The 23570-nt window shown below is 62.7% G+C and carries 19 protein-coding genes and 1 pseudogene; 3 read left to right on the plus strand and 17 right to left on the minus strand.

All coding sequences use genetic code 11. The features are described from left to right. Positions 1-13: 13 nt before the first annotated feature. From HWE01_RS11605 to aptA, 14 genes and pseudogenes are all read right to left on the minus strand, one after another. Positions 14-652, minus strand: a pseudogene (locus HWE01_RS11605) (putative type VI secretion system effector); the annotation flags it as partial. After that, a complete protein-coding gene (locus HWE01_RS22975) occupies positions 537-1178 on the minus strand; it encodes a T6SS effector BTH_I2691 family protein (protein ID WP_502798435.1) in 642 nt (213 codons plus the stop codon). The pseudogene HWE01_RS11605 and the gene HWE01_RS22975, both read right to left, overlap by 116 nt. Positions 1179-1180: 2 nt before the next feature. Beyond that, positions 1181-2155 carry a DUF4123 domain-containing protein gene (locus HWE01_RS11610; protein WP_241821882.1) on the minus strand — a complete coding sequence of 325 codons (975 nt, stop codon included), beginning with the start codon at positions 2153-2155 and terminating at the stop codon, positions 1181-1183. A 277-nt stretch (positions 2156-2432) separates the two neighbouring features. Then, the gene (locus HWE01_RS11615) at positions 2433-3368 is read right to left on the minus strand and encodes a cupin-like domain-containing protein (RefSeq protein WP_241821883.1); all 936 of its coding nucleotides are present in this window, start codon (positions 3366-3368) and stop codon (positions 2433-2435) included. A gap of 138 nt (positions 3369-3506) precedes the next feature. Further along, on the minus strand, positions 3507-5111 hold the full coding sequence (locus tag HWE01_RS11620) for a methyl-accepting chemotaxis protein (RefSeq protein WP_241821884.1): 1605 nt from the start codon (positions 5109-5111) through the stop codon (positions 3507-3509). Between the two features lie 207 nt (positions 5112-5318). After that, positions 5319-6812 (minus strand): M81 family metallopeptidase, encoded by a 1494-nt coding sequence (locus HWE01_RS11625; RefSeq protein WP_241821885.1) that lies wholly within the window; start codon positions 6810-6812, stop codon positions 5319-5321. 37 nt (positions 6813-6849) lie between these two features. Then, positions 6850-8109, minus strand: coding sequence for a Zn-dependent hydrolase (locus HWE01_RS11630; RefSeq protein ID WP_175343773.1), 1260 nt, complete (start codon positions 8107-8109; stop codon positions 6850-6852). A gap of 35 nt (positions 8110-8144) precedes the next feature. Continuing rightward, on the minus strand, positions 8145-8849 hold the full coding sequence (locus tag HWE01_RS11635; protein ID WP_175343772.1) for an ABC transporter ATP-binding protein: 705 nt from the start codon (positions 8847-8849) through the stop codon (positions 8145-8147). Beyond that, positions 8846-9613 (minus strand): ABC transporter ATP-binding protein, encoded by a 768-nt coding sequence (locus HWE01_RS11640; RefSeq protein WP_175343771.1) that lies wholly within the window; start codon positions 9611-9613, stop codon positions 8846-8848. The genes HWE01_RS11635 and HWE01_RS11640 overlap by 4 nt, the downstream gene beginning before the upstream one ends. After that, complete coding sequence (locus tag HWE01_RS11645; RefSeq protein WP_241821886.1) at positions 9610-10614, minus strand: branched-chain amino acid ABC transporter permease; 1005 nt, start codon at positions 10612-10614, stop codon at positions 9610-9612. The genes HWE01_RS11640 and HWE01_RS11645 overlap by 4 nt, the downstream gene beginning before the upstream one ends. A gap of 41 nt (positions 10615-10655) precedes the next feature. Next, positions 10656-11522: a branched-chain amino acid ABC transporter permease gene (locus HWE01_RS11650; protein ID WP_241821887.1), complete on the minus strand. Its 867-nt coding sequence runs from the start codon at positions 11520-11522 to the stop codon at positions 10656-10658. Positions 11523-11602: 80 nt separating this feature from the next. Further along, positions 11603-12796 carry an ABC transporter substrate-binding protein gene (locus HWE01_RS11655; RefSeq protein ID WP_008333535.1) on the minus strand — a complete coding sequence of 398 codons (1194 nt, stop codon included), beginning with the start codon at positions 12794-12796 and terminating at the stop codon, positions 11603-11605. Between the two features lie 577 nt (positions 12797-13373). Continuing rightward, entirely contained in the window at positions 13374-14867 is a 1494-nt protein-coding gene (locus HWE01_RS11660) for a CoA-acylating methylmalonate-semialdehyde dehydrogenase (protein WP_008333534.1), read from the minus strand. 35 nt (positions 14868-14902) lie between these two features. After that, positions 14903-16231, minus strand: a complete 1329-nt coding sequence (aptA, locus tag HWE01_RS11665; RefSeq protein WP_008333533.1) for an omega-aminotransferase AptA — start codon at positions 16229-16231, stop codon at positions 14903-14905. A 338-nt stretch (positions 16232-16569) separates the two neighbouring features. On the opposite strand from aptA, the gene HWE01_RS11670 reads away from it, so the two are divergent. Next, positions 16570-17988 carry an aminotransferase-like domain-containing protein gene (locus HWE01_RS11670; RefSeq protein ID WP_241821888.1) on the plus strand — a complete coding sequence of 473 codons (1419 nt, stop codon included), beginning with the start codon at positions 16570-16572 and terminating at the stop codon, positions 17986-17988. Positions 17989-17994: 6 nt separating this feature from the next. On the opposite strand, the gene HWE01_RS11675 is transcribed toward HWE01_RS11670, so the two are convergent. Further along, positions 17995-18927: a DMT family transporter gene (locus tag HWE01_RS11675; protein ID WP_241821889.1), complete on the minus strand. Its 933-nt coding sequence runs from the start codon at positions 18925-18927 to the stop codon at positions 17995-17997. A gap of 93 nt (positions 18928-19020) precedes the next feature. Between HWE01_RS11675 and HWE01_RS11680 the strand changes: the two genes are divergently transcribed. Then, positions 19021-19941, plus strand: coding sequence for a LysR family transcriptional regulator (locus tag HWE01_RS11680; protein ID WP_175343765.1), 921 nt, complete (start codon positions 19021-19023; stop codon positions 19939-19941). A gap of 126 nt (positions 19942-20067) precedes the next feature. Next, positions 20068-20715, plus strand: a complete 648-nt coding sequence (locus tag HWE01_RS11685) for an HAD family hydrolase (RefSeq protein WP_008333525.1) — start codon at positions 20068-20070, stop codon at positions 20713-20715. Positions 20716-20737: 22 nt separating this feature from the next. On the opposite strand, the gene HWE01_RS11690 is transcribed toward HWE01_RS11685, so the two are convergent. Together HWE01_RS11690 and HWE01_RS11695 are read right to left on the minus strand one after the other, a co-directional pair. Beyond that, positions 20738-22306, minus strand: coding sequence for a methyl-accepting chemotaxis protein (locus tag HWE01_RS11690; RefSeq protein ID WP_241821890.1), 1569 nt, complete (start codon positions 22304-22306; stop codon positions 20738-20740). A gap of 481 nt (positions 22307-22787) precedes the next feature. After that, the gene (locus HWE01_RS11695; protein WP_241821891.1) at positions 22788-23516 is read right to left on the minus strand and encodes a DsbA family protein; all 729 of its coding nucleotides are present in this window, start codon (positions 23514-23516) and stop codon (positions 22788-22790) included. Positions 23517-23570: the final 54 nt, after the last annotated feature.

Consider the following 23570-nt stretch of genomic DNA (forward strand, 5'->3'; position numbering starts at 1 on the left):
GTAGGCGGCGCTTCTAATATTTGAAATAGAGTCCGTTGTCTTCCTCATCTTCGTCATCCTCATCCTGTGCGGTTAGACGCTTGGTGGATTCCGACAAATTGACCTCGGCGGGTCGCGGAAAATCTAGAGCACGAAATATTTTTTCCGCAAGCTTTGCAAAGGGGAGCCATTTCCAAAGTATGGCGAAGCAAATACCAGTGGTGAGTGCGATGGCAAGCAAGAATCCCCACCTTGCTTCTATTGAAGAAATGAATTCTATCCGGTAGCTCAGCGACTGATTTCCGCCCAAAAGGATGATGAGGGAAACGGCTGTGAGAAAGAGAGCGTTGGTAACCAAGGTCTTTCTCACTGCGCTACGTAAGAAAGCACGCGTGCCTTTGATGCAATGGGGATAAAGGGCAATAGTGCGTTCCTCCGGTTTATACAAAGCGAACAGCTCGTAGCAGTTTCCTTGTTGCCTGACGGCGGCCTCTACATAGTCGCCGTCCTTGAAAGGACTTCCCCATAACCATCCACCGAGAGCACGCCCGTCAAGCTCAAGTTGAACATAGTCTCCGATGCCCTCCATGGAAGAGGCATAGTTCGACAGAGTCGCCGCCTGCCCGGAGTCGCCGATCAAGGCCGACAAGATCGCTCCGAGTCGCATGTTGCTCTGATCGCGTGCCCGCGGCTATCCAGGTCGCCGGCTCCAAGCATTGCATCCGGCGGTCACGGAGTTTGACGTCACGCTCAAAGTCGGCCAGTGTCTCCGCGCTCCATATATGCTCGGAAAACGCCAGCCAGACTCGCTTGCAGTGTTGCGGCTCTTCGATCGTGATGACCGATGCCGGGAGATTGTGCCCATTGCGCGCACACTGGGGTTCCTCGCTGACCAGCCGGATGGCGCTCGCCGATGGCATCTTCCATAGCGTGCCGGCCTCGGAGACCGCATAGACTTCCCATTTGATGTGGCTGCCGCTGGGATGCTTCTCGTGGAAGAGATAGAGGAAACCCTGTCTCAAGGTGCGCAGCGCATAGTTGTGATTGCGCAGAGGAACCGTCAAGACCTTGTTACCCAACGGCGCGGGGACAAATGCTTCAACCTCCCTGGGGACCACGCAATAGCGTACCGGCAGGATGGCCAGACCGCTTTTGTTGCAGTTCGGGCAGGATGGATTCTGAGGATTGGTACAAGCCATGATCAAAGCGCCTTTCGAAAAATCCCTGCCAGCAAGTCAGGGCGGTCGTGGATGACGTCTTCCAGAGCCCGTCCATATGGCACACCCTCCGCCGTCTTCAGCCATACCGGGGCAAGCAAGGGGGCAAGATGGAAGTCCATGCCAATCTCCAGCGCGTGTCTGGCAAACAGGGTGCGGCAACGGGCGTCGCGCAAACCGTAACGGCTGGCATGTTGCAGACTGTGGAAGGTGTGCTGAGGCCACCCGGCTTGCATGGCGAGCCGGTCAGCCCACAGGCTGTCTTGCGAGCACAGCTGCAGCCATGCGGCATGGACGTTGGCAAAGTCACTGACGCCAGCCCACTGGTCGGCACTCAGTTGCAGGCGCATCATGGATGGCGCGCTGTCGATGGCAGAGAGGTCTTCTGGAGAACGGTCCTGAACCAGCAAGCTGTGTTGCCGTCCGATGGCCCAGACGGCCTGGGACGGGCCAAGCAAGGTGTGGCGTTGCTGCGCATCGAGCATGGGCCAAAGCCATTCGCGCACCCCGGGGTCATGAAACCGCAGCAAGGTGTCCAGTCCGTTCCATCTGTGGAGATAGCAGCTTGCAGCCCAATGTCGGGCCAGATCCTCGGGACTGACGGAGCAGGTGATCCATCCACATACCGAATGCCCGCGCATTCTTTGTAGCTGCTCCAGTGTCCAGTCGGCCCAAGCCCATTGCACGCTGCGTTCCAGCAGATCGGAGTCGTTGCGGCGCGCCAGATCCAGCGTCACCAGATAGGGCCCCAGCAGCGGGTCGAAGTTGGCATGCGCCACAGGAAGACGCACCCGCCTGTCTTGCTCCACCTCGCCGGCGTCGAAGGGATCCTGAAGCACAGGATTGATCCACAGCAGACATCGACTGTCCGAATGCGCGCTGAAATGGCGGTGCAGATTCTGGATCAGCACATCGGCGCCGCCAGCCACCGCTGGCGCTTGGCGGCTCACGTGGTCCATGCGCTTGATGTCGCTGGTGTCGGCGCAGCGAGCCGCCTGGTTGATCGTGCGGGTTGCGATTGGGACTTCACGGTTTTCCTCGTCGTCAGGTCTTCAGGAAGAAGCTGCGATCTGGACTGTTGGTGAAGTTGAAGTGAAAACAGGTGCAGAAGCGTGTCTGCATCAGGCCGCAGCAAGGCCGCACATCATGCGGGGCCAATATCTGCGGAAGGCGTAAAGGGAAGAAAAAGAAGCGGAAGCTAGAAAATGATCGACGTTTATCTCGTCAACGTTTCGATCATGGCGATTCTGCGGCGTCCAAGACCAATGGTCGCCCCCGCGCCCAGCGATTGCTGGACAGCGAGAACGTCAACGAACTCACCTGGTGATACCACCCCGCGGGGATATACAGCATCTCTCCCGGCTGCACTTCGCAGCACACCAGTGCCGCCTGGCGCGCCAGCGGGAAGCGTTCCAGGTCCGGGTGATCCGGATCGAAGGGCGAGCCGAACAGGATGGCATTGGCCTGCTTCGGATAGAGATACTGGTCATGATGCGGCGGCGCCAGCCAGACCCGCTTCTTGCCCCACAGCTGGGCAAAGACATTGTCGTCATAGTCGCAATGCAGCGGCGTGATACAGCCTGCCGGACCGAGCCAGAACCGCGGCGGTCCCATCTTCTCGAAGAAGTTGGGCCAGTGGCACAGGCGATTCAAATTCCGCAGTTCCAGATTGCCCAGATACGGCGGCAGCCCGCTCTCGTCGGCCATTGCCCGTTCCAGATAAGCGACCAGTGTCATGTCCTGCATGGCCCGGTCCGGCGCAAAGGCGGTGTTGATGTAATCCCCCACGCGCGCCCGCACCGGCAACTGGCCGAAGTGTTCGCGCAAGGTCTCCACGGACATCGCCGACAGCGGCCAGCGGCTGGCCATGCCGGTCATGATGAAGGGCAAGCCCGCCCGTGCGCGTGCGCGGAAGGCGGCCGTCTTCTGCGGACCCAGACGCGGGATCTCATGTACCGCCGGTAGCACGGCACTGGCCTGGCGAATGGCCTGGCGCATCTCCTGCACCGACGCCACTCCCCGCACCTGGGCATCGCGCCGGTCACGCGCAGCCTCGCGCGCGGCGGCTTCTTCAGGGCTCATCGGCAAGAGGTCGGGGCGTGGCGGCAGCGCGCGGGCAGCTGTGCGGGCGCTTGGGGCGGGAAGTGAAGAAACGGGATCAGGCTGGCTCATGCGGGCTATTGTAGCGCCGGGCCCGGCGCGCATTGCGCCGGGGGAGATGAATTCTTCTTACCGATTCCGTGCGCGCGGGGGATGCGTCGCGGCATCTGGCACGATGCCGCGTTCGTCCCGCTGCTGCCGCGCGAGGCGCTATCGCACCACCGTCACAGGCAACGTGCCACGCTGACTTTCGTCCGGTGGCGTTGCTGCCGCACCGGCATCAAGACGAAACACGCTGACCGCCTCAGTCAGCGAGGCTGCCTGATCCTGCATCGAGCGCGCCGCCGCTGCGGCTTCTTCCACCAGCGCGGCATTCTGTTGCGTGGCTTCATCGATATGGGTAATGGCCAGGTTGACCTGCTCGATGCCATCGCTCTGCTCCTGGCTGGCCAGCGAGATCTCGCGCACGATCTCGGTCACGCGCGAAACGCTCTGCACCACTTCCTGCATGGTGTCACCGGCCTGGGCCACCAGCCGGCTGCCATCGCCGACCTTCTCCACCGAATCATCGATGAGCTGCTTGATCTCCTTGGCCGCCGAGGCCGAGCGCTGCGCCAGCGAGCGCACTTCGGAAGCCACCACGGCGAAGCCGCGTCCCTGTTCGCCCGCCCGTGCCGCTTCCACGGCGGCGTTCAAGGCCAGGATGTTGGTCTGGAAGGCGATGCCGTCGATCACGCCAATGATGTCGGCCATCTTCTGCGACGAGGCGTGGATTTCCCCCATGGTCGAGACCACCTGCTCCACCACGGCACCCCCCTGGCTGGCCACCTGCGAGGCCGACGCGGCCAGTGCATTGGCCTGGCGCGCGTTGTCGGCATTTTGCTTGACGGTGGAGGTGAGCTGTTCCATGGCAGAGGCAGTCTCTTCGAGCGACCCGGCCTGCTGCTCGGTGCGCGCCGACAGGTCGAGGTTGCCCGTGGCGATCTCGCGCGAGGCGGTGTTGATGGTATCGGTGCCGGAGCGCACACGGCCCACGATGTCCTGCAGGTTGCCATTCATGGATTTCAGCGCGGCCAGCAATTGCCCGGTCTCGTCGCGGCGGTCGGCGTCGATGCGGGAAGTCAGGTCGCCCGCCGCCACCGTCTCGGCAATGGCCACCGCCTGGTTCAGCGGACGCGTGATGCTGCGCGTGAGCAGCCAGGCCAGCATGGCGCCCAGCATCATCTCCAGGGCACCCAGCATCAGCAGCATGCTGCGGCCGGAACGATAGTCACCGTTGATCGCGCTGGCAGTCTGGTCGATCACTTTCTTCTGGTAGTCGGCGTAGCGCAGCACGCTGTTGGCGTAGTCATCCATCATCTTCACCAGTACCGTATCGGTCATCTCGCGGGCGCGGGCATCATCGCCGGCGGCCTTGATGTCGAAGATCTTCTGGCGTGTGTCGCGATAGGCGACACGCAATTTGCCGACCTCCACGAACAGATGTTTCTCCTCGGGATCGGTGATGGCCGCTTCCACCCGCTTCTGCAACTGGCTGATCTGGGCTGACTGGGCGTCGATCTGTTTCTGGAAATATTGCCGGAAGGCATGGTCGTCACTCTTCATGACGGCAAAGGTCCGCACTCCGTTTTCCTTGATGGCCGCATGCCACTGGACGGCATCGCGTTCCTTCTTCAAGGCGATCTGGGTCATCTCGTCGGTGGCTTCGCCGATGTTGCCCAGGCGCCAGATCCCCAGGCCCACCATCACCGCCATCAACATCAGCAAGGCAATGAAACCGATGGCCAGGCGTACGCCGATCTTGAGGTTTTTCATCCCGTGTCCCCTTGGGTGAGGCGACCGGCGGCTGGTTTCTTGTCGTGATCTTGGGCCGGGCGCTGGTTGCAATGATGAACCGACTATCCTTCTTGCTTTTGCAGGCTACCACAGGCCCCGGCCTGTACGGCACAACTCGGGAAAGTCCCGACGTCACGGTGTTGTATTACGGCCAAGCACCGTGCCGCAAGTCAGGGCCTGCGCGGCTTACCAGTCCATGCCCGCATCCAGCGGATAGATCGGTCGACGGACTTTCTTGATCGGGAACAGCCGGAAATTGGCACTGGTCGGGCCGCCGCTGTCCGAATCGCATTCCACCAGTGCACGGCTGATGGGGACGAAGACCGGTCGGCAATACATGCGCGACTTCAGGATCAGGAAATCCTGCTGCGCCGGATCCAGCCCCAGGCTGGTGAACACGCCCAGGTCATAGGGTTCGACCCGCTCCTCGGTGAGGACGATGCGTGCCGCGCCGATATCGAACAGCACGCTGCGTCCCATCTGCAAGGTCGACCCCGTATAGATCGGCCCGGTCACGGTAAAGCGGCCATCGCTGATGGCCAATACCTTGCCGGTATAAACCGGGGGCGTCTTGCTGATGCCCTGCGCGGCGAGCTCCACCTTGTTGCCGACGGCCAGCGTGAGCGTTGCGCCCACCCCGGCCTGCACCAGTTGCGCTACCGCCTCGGGATCGCTCACCGGTCCCACGGCAATCCCGCGCAGACCCGCCTGCAAGGCCGCTTCCAGCACATCCATGGTATTGCAGGTGCCCCCTGACATGACGTTGTCGCTGTGATCCAGAAGCAGCACCGGTCCTTGCCCCGGAGCTTGGCTCAACTGGCGCGCCTGCGCCAGCGATTCGGCCAGCGGCAGGCTGTCATAGACGAAATCGGCGCGCTCTTCCCAGATCTGGCGCGCGATGCGCTCGGCCACCGCATCGGCGAGCGCAGCATCATTTTCCGTCACCACCACCACCGACATGCCCGCATCGCGGAAATCCGACAAGGGGAATCCCGCCAGCACCGAGACCGCCAGTACCCCCGCTTCCTGCTCGGCGGCCTTGGCCGCTTCGACTGCGCGCTGCATGGCCGATGCCGACGTATTGCTGGTCAGCGTGGCCGACAGCACAGGCACCTGGCGCCAGGCCATCTGCGGTTGCGATTTGCCCTGCAGCCGCGCCAGCAGCAGGCGCCCTGCATGTTCGCCGGTCTCGAACATGTCGATGTGCGGATAGGTCTTGAAGCTGACGATGACGTCGGCATGCGTGACCATCTTCTGCGTGACATTGCCATGCAGGTCCAATGCCACCGCCATGGGCGTGTCGGGAGCGATGCGGCGGATGCGCTCAAGCAGCGTGCCTTCGCCATCCTCGGCGTTCTCGGCCACCATGGCGCCGTGCAGGTCCAGCAGGATGGCGTCACATCCTCCCTCGATGGCGCGCACGATGGCGTCGCACATCACGGTATAGGCGTCGGCCGCTACCGCCGCGCTGGGATTGGCCCAGGCCGCCAGGGGCGTGACGATCTCGGCACCGATCCGTTCGGCCAGTTCGAGGAAAGCACCCATGGCGGTACGCGCTCCCTTCTGGTCGCGACAGGCCGCGTCGTCCCATTGCGGGGCAAAGGCTTCAAGGGGTGTGGGAATCGGCGAGAAGGTATTGGTCTCGTGATTCATGCGTGCAATGACGATTTTTGGCTTCATGTTCAGTTTTTTGCATCAATTCAACATCAGACAATGATCATTGCGTGACCACGCCCGCACTGGCCAGCATGGCCTGCAACAGCACGTTGCAACCGGCTTCCAGGTGCTCGGGGCGGGCATCTTCGATCTCGTTGTGGGAGACCCCGTCCTTGCAGGGCACGAAGATCATGCCTGCCGGCGCCAGGCGCGCGGCATAGATGGCGTCATGTCCCGCGCCGGAGACCACATCCATGGTCTTGTAGCCCAATGCCGCCGAGGCGGCGCGCACATTGTCCACGCAATCCGGATGGAAGGGGCAGGGCGGGAAATAGGACACCCGCTCCAGTTCGATGGAGAGCCCGGTCTTCTTGCGCATGGCCTCCAGATAGGCCAGCAGGTCCTCGTGCATGCGGGTGAGCGACTCTTCGCTGACATTGCGCAGATCGATGGAAAACTTCACCTGCCCCGGAATCACGTTGCGGCTGTTGGGCATCACCTGCACCTGGCCTACCGTGCCGCGGCCATACGGGGCATAGCGGTGAGCGATGGCCACCACTTCCTGCATGATGAACGTCGACACTTGCAGCGCATCCTTGCGAATTTCCATGGGCGTCGGTCCGGCATGGGATTCGAAACCGGTCACCGTGCAGTCGTACCACGACAGCCCCAGCACCGCCGGTACCACGCCGATGACGGTATCGGCATTTTCCAGCACCGGCCCTTGCTCGATGTGGGCCTCGTAATACGCACCGATGGGATGGTCACCGCAGACCTGGTCGCCGATGTAGCCGATGCGTTCCAGTTCGTCGCGAACTTTCTTGCCCTCGATGTCGGTGGCGTTATAGGCATGTTCCAGCGTGAAGGCGCCGCAGAAGACCCCCGAACCCATCATCACCGGTACGAAGCGCGAGCCCTCTTCATTGGTCCACACCGCCACCTCGATGGGCGCCTCGGTCTGGATATCGTGCTGGTTCAGCGTACGGATCACCTCGATGCCGGCGAGCACGCCGTAATTGCCGTCGAACTTGCCGCCGGTGGGTTGCGTGTCGATGTGCGAGCCCGTCATCACCGGTGGCAGTGCATTGTTGCGACCGGGGCGGCGCATGAAGATGTTGCCGATCTGGTCTACCACCACGCTCATGCCTTCGGCGCGCGCCCAGGAGGTGACCAGATCCCGGCCCTGCTTGTCCAGGTCGGTGAGGGCCAGGCGACAGACGCCACCTTTGGCCGTGCCGCCGATGCGGGCCAGTTCCATCAGCGAATTCCACAGGCGCGTGCCGTCAATGCGCAGGGTGGAGGTTTGTGTTTTCATGTCCATATCGATTCCTTGTTCGGGTTGGCGGGCAGAGGTCCTCACGCCGCCAGATTCACGCCCAGATAACGGTCCTTGACGCCCTCATCGGCCAGGAACGCGGCATTGCTGCCGCTGTAGACGATGCGTCCCTGCTCGACGATGTAATGCCGGTCCGCCAGTTGGGTACAGACTTCCAGGTTCTGCTCCACCAGGATGATGGACATCCCGGTGCGCTTGATCTGCTTGATCTGCGCCACGATCTCGTCGACGATCACCGGTGCCAGTCCTTCCACCGGTTCATCCAGCATCAGCACGCGCGGATGGGTCATCAGCGCGCGCGCAATGGCCAGCATCTGCTGCTCACCGCCCGAGAGCTGGCCGCCGCCATTCCTGCGGCGCTCCTTCAGGCGCGGGAAGATGGTGTAGACCTCCTCCAGCCCCCACGCCGACTCCTTGCGCGCGGCCATGGTCAGGTTTTCTTCCACGGTCAGCAGCTTGAAGATGCCGCGATGCTCCGGCACCAGGCATACGCCGCGCGCAGCGATCTTGTAGGAAGGCAGTGCGCTGATGACCTGCCCCTCGAAGAGCACCCGACCCTGTGCCGGCGGCACCACGCCGACAATGCTCTTCAAGGTCGTGGTCTTGCCCGCGCCATTGCGTCCCAGCAGCGTGACCACCTCGCCCGCATCGACCTGCAGCGATACGCCCTGCAGGATGTGGCTCTTGCCATAGTAGCCGTGAACGTCTTCAACTTGCAGGATCATGCTTTGCCTCCGGTGATCATGCTGCCGAGATAGGCCCGGCGCACGCGTTCATCGTTGCGGATCTCGGCCGGCTTGCCCTGCGCCAGGATCTGGCCCAGCTGCATCACCGTGACGCGGTCCGAGATATCCATGACGATATCCATGTTGTGTTCGATCAGCACCACCGTGTAATCCTTCCGCAACCCGTGGATGAGCTGCTTCATGTCGGCAATGTCGTCGATGCCCATGCCCGAGGTCGGCTCGTCCAGGAAGATCACCTTGGGCCGCCCGGCCATGGCCATGCCCACTTCCAGCCTGCGTTGCTGGCCATGTGAAAGTTCTGCACAGGCCCGCTCGGCAACGCCCTGCAGGGACAGGCGCGCCACCAGTTCATCGGCCAGTGCGCAGGCCGCAGTGAATTGTTCGGCACGTTTCCAGGGATTGAGGGCCGCCAGCGGCGCGCGGCCCTGCGCAGCCAGCCGCAGGTTCTCGCGCACGCTCAGGTTGGGAAACAGGCTGGTCACCTGGAAGGAGCGCGCCAGTCCCTTCTGCACCCGGCGATTGCCCGGCAGATGCGCCACTTCCTCACCCTCGACCAGGATGCTGCCCTCGGTGATGGGCGTGGTACCGGTCAGGGTATGGAACAGCGTGGTCTTGCCCGCACCATTGGGACCGATCACCGAATGCACGGTACCGGCCTCGACCTCCAGCGTGATGCCGTTGACGGCGGTGAACTTGCCGTAGCGCTTGGTCACGTTGAGCGCTTGCAGGATGGGGCGGCTCATGAATGCTTCTCCTTGGTCGCAGTCGTGCTGGCGGCCTGCACCGGTTCCTTCTTGTGACCGCGCACGGCATCGATGATCTTCACGGCCAGTCCGAACAGGCCCTTCTGCATGTACAGGCTGACCGTGATCAGCAGCAGCCCCAGCAGCATCAGCCAGCGCGGCCACAGCGTGGAGAGCCAGTTGCCCACCAGCACATAGAAGCTCGCCCCCAGCACCGAGGCGAACAGGTTGCCGGTGCCGCCGATGACGGTCATCACCAGGATCGCTTCGCTGGTGTGGTACTCGATGTTGGACAGCGGTGCCACACCCGTCATCATGGCGTGCAGGCCACCGGCCAGACCGGTGACGGCGCCGGAGATGACGAAGGCGGCCAGTTTGAGCAGGCGTACGTCATAGCCCAGGGCGGAAGCACGCGCCTCGTTCTCGCGCACCGCCAGCAGCGTCTTGCCCAGTACCGAATCGACCACCCGCTGCAGCAGCCAGAACACCAGCACGAACAGGATGGCCACCACCGTGTAGTACTGCCAGGACGAGGTGGTCGACAGCAGCGTCATCCCCAACAGCGACAGCGGCGGACGCGGGATGTCCAGCAGGCCGTTGTCTCCGCCCGTGACGTCCTTCATCGTATAGGCGAGGAAGTAAAACATCTGGGCAAAGGCCAGCGTGAGCATGACGAAGTAGGTGCCGCGCTGGCGGATCGAGAACCAGCCCACTAGCAGCGCCACCAGTGCGCCACCGAGCGCGGCCAGCGCCAGGGCCGGCAGCAGCGCCAGCTTCAACTGCAGCAGCACCACGCCAGCGGTATAGCTGCCCACGCCAAAGAAGATGCCCTGGCCGAAGGACATCAGGCCGGTATAACCCAGCAGCAGGTTGCAGCCCAGCGCGGCCAGCGCGAACACCAGCACTTCGGTGGCCAGCGTGCCGGAGGGCAGCAGCATGGGCAGCAGCAGCGCCACAGCGGCTGCCAGCAGGGTGTAACGGAAATGCGCAATCTGTTTCATGGAAGCCTCGGTGCAGAAAACGTCAAGTGGCATGAACCGCGTCAGGCCGCGCCGGGCCGGCCCAGCAGGCCATTCGGACGCAGCAGCATCACGGCCGCCATGGCCACGTAAATCATCAGGTGCGCGCCCTCGGACCAGACCGTGCTCATCACGCTTTGCACGATGCCGACCAGGATGCCGCCGATGAGGGCCCCCCAGAAGCTGCCCAGCCCGCCGATGACCACCACCACGAAGGCGATGCCCAGCGCTTCCACGCCCATGAAGGGATCGGCTCCGCGGATCGGTGCGGCCAGCGCCCCGGCAAGACCGGCCGTGGCCGCGCCCAGGGCGAAGACCAGGCTGAAGATGCGTTGAATGTTCAAGCCGAGCAGGCTGACCATTTCGGTCGATTCCGAACCGGCGCGCACGATCGAGCCCAGGCGCGTGCCTTCCAGCACCCACCATAGCAGCAGCGCCATGACGGCGGTCAGGCCGATGACGAAGAGCCGGTACTTGGGATAGACGAAGCCGCCCCACATCACCACCCCTTGCAGCAGATCGGGCGGCGAGACGTTGTTGCCCAGCGGCCCCCATACCGAGATCACCGCTTCCTGGATCACCAGCGCCATGCCGACCGTGAAGAGAATGTGGAAGTGATGCGGCAGCGCATAGACATGGCGCAGCACGAAGCGCTCCACCACCCACGCGAACAGACCCACGAGCAGCGGTGCAATGAGCAGCGACCACCAGAAATCGAGGCCCAGGCTGGTGACCTGATAGCAGAGATAGGCGCCCAGCAGGAAGAAGGCGCCATGCGAGAAATTGACGAAGCGCAGCAGGCCGAAGACGATCGACAGGCCCACCGCCAGCAGGAAGTAGAGCATGCCGATGCCTACGCCATTGGCGATCTGCAGCAGATAGATGTTCATGGAACCTCGTGACGAAGATGCAGCAAATGCGACCTGTTCGCCAGGCAGGCGAACAGGCCCTGAAACTCAAGGCATGGACATCACAGCTTGCACTGCGTCTTCTCGAGCGCCAGGAAGGACTGGCCGGAGGAAACGATGTCCGCATAGTCATTCTTGTTGGCCATCTTCGCCTTGGCCTTGCCCTTGAGCAGGTAGTAGTTCTTGATGACCTGGTGATCGCCCTTGCGGATTTCCTCGGTACCGGTCAGCCCCTCGTACTTCATGCCTTCCATGGCCGCGATCACCGCCTTGGGATCGGTACTGTTGGCCTTGATGATGGCGTCCAGAATGATCTTGGTACAGATGTAGGAACCGGCCAGGCTGTAGTTGGGATCCATCTTGAGCTTGTCGTTGACCAGCTTGACGAATTCCTTGTTGAAGGGCGAATCGATGGCATGCCAGTACTGCGCGCCGAAGTAGACGCCATCGCAGATATCCGCGCCCAGGGTCTCGAACTGTTCCAGCCCCGACGCCCAGGCCATGAGGATGGTGCAGTTGTTCTTCATGCCGAAGCTGACGGCCTGGCGCAAGGTATCGGAGGACTGCGAGCCGAAGTTGAGCAACAGCAGCACGTCGGGTTTGGCGGCAATGGCATTGGTGAGATAGCCGGAGAATTCCTTCTCGCTCAGCGAGTGGTAGCTGTTGCCCACATGCTCGATGCCCTTTTCCTTGAAGATGTTCTTGGCCGCCGACAGCAAGCCTTCACCGAACACGTATTGCGGCGTGATGGTGTACCAGCGCTTGGCATTGGGCATCTTCTCCAGCAGCGGGCGCACGGTCTGTTCAATCGCACCGAAGGTCGGCACCGACCAGCGGAAGGTGGCGTGGTTGCAGTCGCTGCCGGTGATCTCGTCGGCCCCGGCGGTGGTGATGAAGACCGCGCCAGCCTTGTCGGCTTCCTTGCCCATGGCCAGCGCCTCGCCGGAGAGGATGCCGCCGGCGAAGAAGCGCGTGCCCTTCTCGATGGTCTCCTGCATCTTGCGTACGGCGGTGGCGGGTTTGCCTTCGGTGTCGAGGTTGACGTAGCTGGTGCTCTTGCCCAGTACCTTGCCGTATTTCTGCAGGGCCAGCTTCATGCCCATGTCGGCGAACTTGCCGTTGGCAGCGAAGGGGCCGGACATCGGCACCGGACAGCCGAAGGCAATGCTCTCGGCCTGGGCAAAGACATCGTGGTAGCTCAGTGCGCCGGGTGCGGCCAGTGCAGACAGTTTCAGGAAATTGCGACGGCTGATCATGCTTGTTTCTCCCTCAAGGCTAACGATTGACAGATGACATCCACGGAATTGCGCAATGCTGCAGTACTGCCCGTCAACGCAAGTTCCATGCCCGTTCCTCCCAAAAAACTTAGGAAGATCGCGCAGGCTTGATTTGCATGGACGTGAGAAATCCTCCGCCGCGAACGGGCGGAAAAGCGTCGGTCAACAGGGTCGCGCCGTCTGGCGACAGAGCCGCAAGACAGTACGTGACGACGAATGAAACGCTGCTGCGGCGCGCCTTTGCGCCGCGTGGCGTGAGCCGGCATGAGGCTCCTCCTGCTGCTCCTAAGAGCGTGTCTCCAGTTGTGGTTTGCCGTTCTCCCGTGCTGTCGGTGTGTCTCCACCGATCATCCACGACGGTCTGGTTTTCTAAGTTTTCCTGCTTTGGTGCAAGCCCGGACGTGACTTCCTGCGGGCTGAGGATGGCTGATGCTTCCTGCACCGTGCCTGACGTTTTCTGCACCAACAAGGCCGACGGCCATCGGTGGCGCCGGACCTTCATCATACGCATCCGCCAAAGAAAAACGGCATGAAAATTTCATGCCGTTGATCCTGTTTATTTCATCTGCGGGAAAGCGAATTCCGCACCTGCACTGGCGGTATTGGGCCAGCGCTGCATCACCGCCTTGGCCCGGGTGTAGAAGCGCACCCCCTCCGGTCCGTACATGTGATGGTCGCCGAAGAGACTGCGCTTCCAGCCGCCGAAGCTGCTGAAGGCCATCGGCACCGGCAGCGGCACGTTCACTCCCACCATGCCCACTTCGATCTGGCGCACGAACTCGCGCGCCACGCCGCCGTCACGGGTATAGACTGCCACGCCGTTGCCATACTCGTGCGCATTGATCAGCTCCACCGCGCTGGCGATGTCCGGGCAGCGCAGTACGCACAGCACCGGGCCAAAGATTTCCTCCTTGTAGACCGTCATTTCGGGGGTGACGTGATCGAGCAGCGTGCCACCGACGAAGAAGCCCTTCTCGAATCCTGGCACCTGATAACCACGGCCATCCACCACCAGCGTTGCGCCTTCTTCCACGCCACGGCCGATGAGGCTTTCAATACGTTGCTTGGCCGCCGCTGTCACCACCGGACCCATCTCGGCACCGGCCGCCATGCCTTCGTTGATCTTCAGCTTGCGCGCGCGCTCGGCCAGTGCGGCCACCAGTTCATCACCGGCGCTGCCCACGGCCACTGCCACCGAGATCGCCATGCAGCGCTCGCCGGCCGAGCCGTAAGCTGCGCCCATCAAAGCGTCCACGGCCAGCTGCATGTCGGCGTCGGGCATCACCACCATGTGGTTCTTGGCGCCGCCCAGGGCCTGCACGCGCTTGCCCTTGGCCGAGCCACGGGCGTAGATGTATTCCGCAATCGGGGTCGAGCCGACGAAGCTGATGGCCTTGACCTGCGGATGATCGAGCAGGGCATCGACGGTGACCTTGTCGCCCTGGATGACGTTGAAGACGCCATCGGGCAGGCCGGCCTCCTTCAACAGATCGGCGATCAGCAGCGCGGCCGAGGGATCGCGTTCGGAAGGTTTCAGCACGAAGCAGTTGCCGCAGGCAATGGCGATGGGGAACATCCACATCGGCACCATCGCCGGGAAGTTGAACGGCGTGATGCCGGCCACCACGCCCAGCGCCTGGCGCATCGACCAGGCGTCGATGCCGCGGGCGATCTGGTCGGTGTATTCCCCCTTGAGCATCTGCGGGATACCGGCGGCAAACTCGACGATCTCGATGCCGCGCGCCACTTCGCCCTGGGCATCCGAGAAGGTCTTGCCGTGCTCGCGCACGATGATGCGGGCGAAGTCGTCGGCGCGCTGCTGGATCAGGTGCAGGAAGCGGAACAGTACCCGCGCGCGCGTCAGCGGCGGCGTGTTGGACCAGGCCGGAAAGGCGGCCACACCGGCCTTCACTGCCGCATCGACCTCGTCGGCCGTACCCAGCGCGACCTGCGCCACCGGCACACCCTGGGCCGGGTTGAAGACATCGGCATAGCGCCCGCTGGTGGTATCGACGCGCGCGCCGCCGATGTAGTGTGCAATCTTTTCCATGACTCTTTCTTGCGTATTTTTTTCGTGAAGGGGGATCAGGCCAGGGTCTTGAGGATGGCCGCCAGCTTGCCGAACAGTTCGTCGATCTGCTGCTTGTTGATGATCAGCGGCGGCGACAGGGCGATGATGTCGCCGGTGACGCGGATCAGGATGCCGTCATTGAAGGCACGCACGAAGGCGTCATAGGCGCGGGCACCGACGCGGCCCTGGATGGAGGCCAGCTCGATGCCGGCGATCAGGCCGATGGTGCGCACATCGATCACGTGCGGCAGGCCGCGCAGGGAGTGCGCCGCCTCCTGGAAATAATCCGACACCGCTTGCGCATTCTCCAGCACGCCTTCGGTCTGGAACACCTCCAGCGAAGCCAGGCCGGCTGCGCAGGCCAGCGGGTGACCCGAATAGGTATAGCCGTGGAACAGTTCGATGCCATCCGGACCGTTCATGAAGGCATCGTGGATCTCTTTCTTGACGAACACCGCGCCCATCGGCACCACGCCATTGGTGAGGCCCTTGGCGGTGGTGAAGATATCCGGTTCCACATCGAAGTAGTCGGACGCAAAGGGCGTCCCCAGGCGGCCGAAGCCGGTGATGACTTCATCGAAGATCAACAGGATGCCGTGCTTGGTGCAGATTTCGCGCAGGCGCTTCAAGTAGCCCTTGGGCGGGATCAGCACGCCCGTGGAGCCGGCCACCGGTTCCACGATCACGGCGGCGATGTTGGAGGCGTCGTGCAGGGTGACCAGGCGTTCGAGCTCATCGGCCAGGTGCGCGCCGTACTCCGGCTCGCCCTTGGTGAAGGCATTCTTTTCCAGGTTGTGGGTATGCGGCAGGTGGTCCACGCCCGGCAGCAGCGCGGTGCTGAAGGTCTTGCGATTGCCGCCGATGCCGCCCACCGACATGCCGCCGAAGCCCACACCGTGATAGCCGCGTTCGCGGCCGATCAGGCGGGTGCGGGTGGCGTTGCCCTTGGCGCGGTGATAGGCCAGGGCGATCTTGAGCGCCGTATCCACTGCTTCCGAGCCGGAACCGGTGTAGAACACGTTGGCGAAGCGGTTGCCGGTGTAGGCCTTGAGGCGCTCGGCCAGTTCGAAGGCGCTCGGGTGGCCGAGCTGGAAGGAGGGCGCATAGTCCAGCGTAGCCACGGACTTCTGCACGGCCGATACGATCTTGGGATGGGCGTGGCCCAGCGGTACGCACCACAGGCCGGCGGTACCGTCCAGGATGGCGTTGCCGGCGTCGTCGCGGTAGTGCATGCCTTCAGCCGACACCAGCATGCGTGGCGCGGACTTGAAGTTGCGGTTGGCAGTGAAGGGCATCCAGTAGGCCGACAGGCTGGAGGGATGCGTTTGGTCTTGGCTGGACATGGCAGGCACCGTGAAAAAGGGAGAATTCGGGGAAATGAAAGACAGTGCCTGATTATTGCCAGACAGCGCCCGCATTGTTAGCTACACTTTTGATTTTCGCTGGAAACTGTATTGGTCTTCAGGGGAAACTGTATTGCTCCATCTGGCGGGAGAGCGCTGCCTGCCTGGGCATGGTCAGCCTGTCGTCATTCCCGTATTCAAAGGGGATGCGGCCTGATTTGCGTGTATCGGGAGTCACGCCACCGGGACCAATACAGTTCTGTATTTTCGCCTACACTTTGGCCTGCGGGAGCAATGCAGTCTCCCGCCAGCCGCCACACACTGTCAGAAAGGATGCCATGGCCAAGCCCGCCAGCGCACCGTTGCAACTGGATTTGAGACGCAAGACGGCTGAGCGCCTGGTGGAGCAGGTGACGGCTGGTCTGGCCGGCCTGATCGAATCGGGCGAATTGCGTTCCGGCGAGCGCCTGCCCTCGGTACGCCAGTTCGCGCAGCATCATGACATCGGCTCCTCCACCGTGGTGGAAGCCTACGAGCAGCTGGTGGCGCGCGGCATGCTGCAGGCCCGGCGCGGTGCCGGTTTCTTTGTCGCCGCGCGTGCCGGGCAATCCGGGGCGCGTGCCGTCTTCGTGCCGCCCGAGCCGGTGATTGACTCGGCCTGGCTGCTCTCGGAAATGTTTGCCGACGAGCGCGTGCCCATCAAGGCCGGTTGCGGCTGGCTGCCCGGCAAGTGGCTCAACGATGAGGGCCTGCACCAGGCCGAGCGCCGCATCATCCGTTCGCCCGGTGCCCAGCAGGTCGGCTATGGCCACCCTTACGGATATGCGCCGCTGCGTCAGCTCATCGCGCAGTTCCTCGGGCATTGGGCGCTGGAACTGGGCATCGAGCAGGTGCTGACCACGCATGGCGCCACGCAGGCGCTGGACCTGATCATCCGCACCATGACCCAGCCGGGCGATACGGTGCTCATCGATGATCCCGGTTACTGCAACCTGATTGCGATGCTGCGCCTGGCCGGCCTGAACGTGATCGGCGTACCGCGTACGCCCGGTGGCGTGGACACCGACATGCTGGACACGCTGGCGCGCACGCATCATCCCAGGATGTTCTTCACGACCAGCGTGCTGCAGAACCCGACGGGGACGTCCTACACGCCGGCCTGCGCCATGCGCGTATTGCAGGCGGCCGAGCGCTATGGTTTCTGGGTGGTGGAGGACGACATCTTCCGCGAACTGGGACAGGCCACCGATCCCATGCTGGCTGCGCTCGATGGCTTGCAACGGGTGATCTACGTGGGCAGTTATTCCAAGACCATCGCGCCGTCGCTGCGGGTCGGCTACATCGCCTGCCAGCGCGAACTGGCGCGGCAGATCGTGCATACCAAGATGGTGTTGACGCTGACCAATTCGGAGATCAACGAGCGCCTGGTGCATAACGTGCTCACCGAAGGCCATCACCGGCGTCATGTGCAGACGCTCAATGCGACGCTCCTCAATGCCCAGTCCACGCTCAACGCCAAGTTGACCGAAGTCGGCCTGACGCCCTTCACGACGGCGCGCGGCGGCATGTTCAGCTGGGCCACCATCGAGGGCTGTGAATTGTCAGCACGCGAGATCGCGGACCGGGCGCGGCAGAAGGGTATCTGGCTGGCACCGGGGGATTTCTTCCATCTGTCGGCGCCGCACAAGACCAGCTTCCGCTTCAATGTGGGGTATGCGGATGTGCCGGAGTTGTTTGATTTTTTGCGGGGGTTGTAGGCCGGGTTAGGTCGAATGGTTACGCGGCCGCAGCACCCACCCCGTGGCCCCCACGATCAGCAAGCCACCCATCCATCCCTGCAGGGACAGGTGTTCCTTCATCCACACCACCGCGATGAGCGCTCCCCACAGCGGCTCGCTGCCCATCAGCAGGGCCACGCGTGACGCACTGGTGCGTGCGGCCGCATGGTTCTGTACGAAGAAGGCCACGATGGTACACAGCAAGACCAGGAACGCCATCGCCCACCAGAAGGAGGCGGTGGCCGGAAGGGGCAGCCAGCGCTGACCCGGCAGGGCCATCATGAGCACCAGCGATCCCGCCGTCATGACACCCATCTGCACCGCCGTCAGCGTGAGTGCGGGCAAGCCGAACCGCAGGCCCTGGCGGCGTGTCAGGCACACCATCACACCCCGCAGGAGCGCGGCCAGCACCATCAGGGCATCGCCCCAGCTCAGGTGCGAGAGCGTGACGCCCTCCTGGAATGCCAGCAAGGCAGCGCCCACAAACGACAACGCGCACGCAATGAGCGCCGAACGCCCGGGACGCTGGCCCAGCAGCAGCCACTCGCACCAGGGCGTGAAGACCACGCACAGGCTGATCAGGAAGGCGGCATTGGAGGCCGTCGTCATCGATACGCCGACGGTTTCGCAGATGAAGATGGCCAGCAGGACCACGCCCAGTAGAAGGGCTCCTGCCAGCGATCTTTTCCACGCGGGGACAGAGGTGATGCTGCGCAAGGCGGGGGCCAGCAGGAGAAACGTCAGGCCGAATCGCAGCACCAGGAATTGCAGCACCGGCAACTGCTCCGTGGCGATTTTCGCGGCGCTGTAGCTGCCGCCCCAGATCACGGCGACCAGCAGCAGCGCCCATTCAACAGGATTGAGTCGCAGCAGGGTTGTAGGCCGGGCGGGGGCGTGCAGCAGGGAGGACTTGTTCATGAGGTCTCATCGTGGCGTTGGGTAGAGCTGGTGTATTGTCTTGGGACCGATGAGACCTGACTAGCCAGGGATGAAGAACAGGAGTTGTGCCGCATGAGAACAAATGAGTTGGCCGAGGTACTGCATGAGCTTGTCACGTTCGTGCGAGTGGTCGACGCCGGCAGCTTTTCGGCCGCTGCGCGTCAGCAGGGCATGACGCCTTCGGCCGTGAGCCGCCAGGTAGCGCGTCTGGAAAAGATGATGGGCGTGGCATTGTTCCAGCGCACCACGCGACAACTGCGCCTGACCGAAGCCGGACTGGATGTGCTGGAGCACGGACGCAAGATGGTGGCCGCCGCACGCGCCACCTTGCTGGCGGCCGAGGGCCATGCCGGCGCGCCCAAGGGACTGGTCAGGATGAGTGCGCCCAAGGCGTTTGCGCGGCACCTGCTGCAGCCGGTGCTGTTGGAATTCCTGACGAGCTATCCGGAGGTGGATGTGCATTTGATGGTAGTGGACCGGCTGGTTGATCCGCTGCGTGAAGGCGTGGATCTGGTCATCCGGCTGACGGACACGCCGCCGCCGGGTATGGTGGCGCGCGGCCTGCTGCCGGTGCGGCAACTGGTACTGGCCAGTCCGGCGTATCTCGCGGCCCATGGGCCGATCCATCATCCGGAAGACCTGATGAGCCATAGCTGCCTGACCCTGGGTGAACAGGAGCGGGACAATCGCTGGCGCTTCGTCTGCGAGACCGGATCGGCCGAGATCATCGTCGCCGGTCGCTGCGCAATCAATCACAGCGAGATGCGGCTGGCGGCCATCGAGGCGGGGCTGGGCGTAGGCTGCGTGCCCGATTTCGTGGCGCGGGAGGCTTTGGCTGCCGGTCGTGTCGTCCGGCTTCTGCGGGAATGGAATTTCGATATCAATTATTCCGGCATGGCTTATCTGCTGTTTCCATCGTCGCGCCATATTGCGCCCAAGATGCGGGTGCTCATTGACTATCTGGTGGAGGCGTTGCAGGCGCAAGCGGATTGATGGGGGGAGGCTGACCAGGCCGCAAGCATCTCTGCATCTTCAGCAGGGCAATGGATGAATTCGGCCCGGTTCTTCCGGATCTGCTATCGTCGCGACGCCAGCCTTATTTACCCCAGGATTTCAACCATGACGTTTTCTGCACCAAGTCCCATCCGCGCCGTCGTCTTCGATTTCGGCGGCGTGCTCTTCGACTGGAACCCGCAGTACCTGTACGAACAACTGATCGCCGACGAGCAGGAGCGCAATCACTTCCTCACCCACATCTGTTCGCCCGAATGGAATGTTCAGCAGGATGGCGGCCGCACCCTGGCCGAGGCCACTGCGCATCTGGTGGGGCAGTATCCTGAACACGATGCGCTGATTCGCGCCTTCTACGATCGCTGGACCGAGATGCTGCGTGGTCCGTTGCCGGAAGGCGTGGCGCTCTTGCGCGAACTGCATGCGCAGCAGGTGCCGGTGTTCGGCCTCACCAACTGGTCGTCGGAAACCTATCCGCATGCGCGCGACCACCACGATTTCATGCAGCTGTTTCGCGACATCGTGGTCTCAGGCCATGAACGCTGCATCAAGCCCGAGCCGCGCATCTACCAGATCGCGCTGGAGCGCTATGCACGGCACCTGCCGGACCTGAAGCCCGAAGAGCTGGTCTTCATCGATGATGCGTACAAGAATATCGAAGGCTGTCGTGCGCTGGGTTGGCACGGCATCCATCACGTCGATGCAGCGACCACGCGGGCGTCGCTGCGCGCACTGGGAGTGCCGTGCCGGGAGTGAAGACGTCCTGATGCCCCGGTCATCAGGCGATGGCAAACACCTCCACCACGTCGCTAAGCCGGCGCGCCTGCGCCTGCAGCGCCTGCGAGGCTGCCGCAGCCTGTTCCACCAGCGCGGCATTCTGTTGCGTGACCTGATCCATCTGCGAGATGGCATGGTTGATCTCAACGATCCCCTTGCTCTGCTCGGCACTGGAGTCACTGATGGCGCCGATCACCGACACTACCCGGTCCACGCTGGAGACCACATTGCTCATGGTCTCGCCCGCACGGTTGACCAGCGCGCTGCCGCTGGTGACCTTGTCCACGGAGTCGTCGATGAGCTCCTTGATCTCCTTGGCGGCCGAAGAACTGCGCTGCGCCAGGCTGCGTACCTCTGAAGCCACCACCGCGAAGCCGCGTCCCTGCTCACCTGCGCGCGCTGCTTCCACGGCGGCATTGAGGGCCAGGATGTTGGTCTGGAACGAGATACCGTCGATCACGCTGATGATGTCCACGATCTTCCTGGACGAGTCCTCGATGGCAGCCATGGTCATCACCACTTCCTTGACCAGCTGGCCACTTTCGGCCGCGACCACCGAGGCTTCGGTGGCCAGCCGGTTGGCCTCGCCAGCGCTGTCGGCGTTCTGTTGCACGGTGGCCGTCAGCTGCTCCATGGCCGAGGCGGTCTCTTCCAGCGAGCTGGCCTGCTCCTCGGTACGCGAGGACAGATCAAGGTTGCCCGTAGCAATCTGGCTGCTGGCCGTCGCAATGGCATCGGTACCGGAACGCACTTCACGTACGATCTCGCGCAGACCGCTGTTCATGCTCTTCATCGACATCATGAGACTGTTCGGATGGCGGGTATCAGCGTCGACCTCGCTGCGCAGGTCACCCTGCGCAATCCGCGCGGCCAGCGTCGAGGCCACGGCCGGTTCTCCGCCCAGCTGCCGCAGTACGCTCCTGGTGATGAGAGTGGCGGCGATCAGTCCGCTCGCCAGTGCCAGCATCCCCAGTGCGATGAGCAGTCTGCGCGCGGTCGCATAGACGGCAAGTGCCTCATTCTTTGCGGCGTCGTTGAGCTGATCCTCGAATGCGGAGAGCTCAGCCAGGGTATTGCGTCGTTGCGCCTGCATGGCGCCCACCGGACTGTTGACCCCGACCCTGAGCTCGTCGGTTTTTCCTGCTTTGGCGAGGTCAATCATCGTCGAGAGCAAAGGGGTGATTTCCCTTGTCTTTTGCTGGATGAGGCTCAGTGTCTTCTTCTCCGTCTCGGTGGTTTCCTCCACTTCTGCGAAGAGCTTGGCCAGTGCGCTTTCGGCCTCCGTGTAGATGACGATCTGTTTGTGCAGATTGTCGGCGTTCAGGTTCAGGTCTTGCGGTGTGCTTGCCAGCCCGATCCCGCGCGAGGACAGGGATTGTTCATAGGCTGCCGCACGCATGGTCGAGAGATGACGGATCTCCACATTGTTGACCTCGGTGATGGACAGCAATTGCTGGTTGACATCGGCGAGATCTTTCAGAGCGATGCCGATGATCAGCAGCATCAGAACGAGCACGGCACCAAAGCCGAACTTGAGGCGCGAAGAAACCGTCAGACGGGTGAAATCCATACACTCTCCATTGAGCATTTTTTAATCATAGGGTTGGGATTCAAGACGCCGCCTGAAAGTGACCGGGTGCGGATGATGTGGATGCTGATCCCACAGATGACGTCTGGAAGCGCGGATCCTGATTCAATAGGGGGCGATTGCTGTTCGAATGCCGTCCGCCATGAAAGAAGGATGAGGACAACGTGGTCTTGTCTTTCCCGATGCTGCGACCTGTCCCTCGGGAAAGCCGCTCAATGTAGAGCAAACGTGCGTGTTTGATTAGCGCTGAAAATTTAACGGCAGCATTCAAAAAAACCGTCCAATGGGCGGATGCTGCTCAGAGGGGAGGCCGCGAAAATGGACGGACTGACGCTGCAGGCGGGTCATGGCGCGGTTGCGCGATGGACGATCCTCACGGGGGCGGGGGCGAAGCCTGCGCAAGGAGCCTGCCGCGCAGCTTCGTGCGCGGCAGGCAGGGTGGATAAACGGTGTGGTCAGTGGCTTATTCGCAACGCCCACTCAGCAGGTCACATCGCACGGACCCGCCATCGGAGGCCGCTACGGACGCAGTCCCCCTCGCTTGCTCACCCAGATACGCCTTCCACTGCTCCGGCTGCCCCAGCCAGCGCCCGGTATCAAGCACTTCCAGGGTATTGCCCCGTTGCAGCACGAAGGTCGGGAAGCCGCGTCCGCCGACATGGTTCAATAATTCACGGCTGGCCTCGATGTGATTGGCCAGCTCTTCCTGTTCAACCCGCTGCAGTTCTGCGATGAAGGCAGCGGGCGCGATGCCCAGCGTCTGCGCCAGCTCGGTCAGCGTCGCTACTTCTGAGATGCGCCGTCCTTGCTGGTAATGCGCACGCTGAATCGCTGCCAGCATGTCCAGCCCGGCGGCCTCGTCCTTGAGCGCCCGCACCGCCAGCACGGCGGCGATTGGTGGTGCAGAGTCGAAGATCGCTTCGGTATCGCGCAGCAGGCCGTCGAAATAATTTTCGCCAAACGCTTGTCCGGTCATCTGCGCGATGCGGTGATCGTGCGGCATCACGTAATCACGCAGTTGCGCATCGACACGGCGACGATTGCGACCGGCCATCATGCCGCCCCCATGCGTCTGCACAGACAGTACCTCGCGTGCCGCCGCCACCAGCGGCGCGGCGCCATAGCACCAGCCGCACAGCGGATCGTGGATGTAGTGAAGCACGGTGTCGTGCGGGGTAGCGGGGGTGGTCATGATGCGATGTCCTCTTGAATGAATCGGCACAGGGCCTGACGTTTTCTGCACCGT

The organism is Herbaspirillum sp. C7C8 (genome assembly GCF_022627875.1).
Classification (GTDB): Bacteria; Pseudomonadota; Gammaproteobacteria; order Burkholderiales; family Burkholderiaceae_D; genus Herbaspirillum.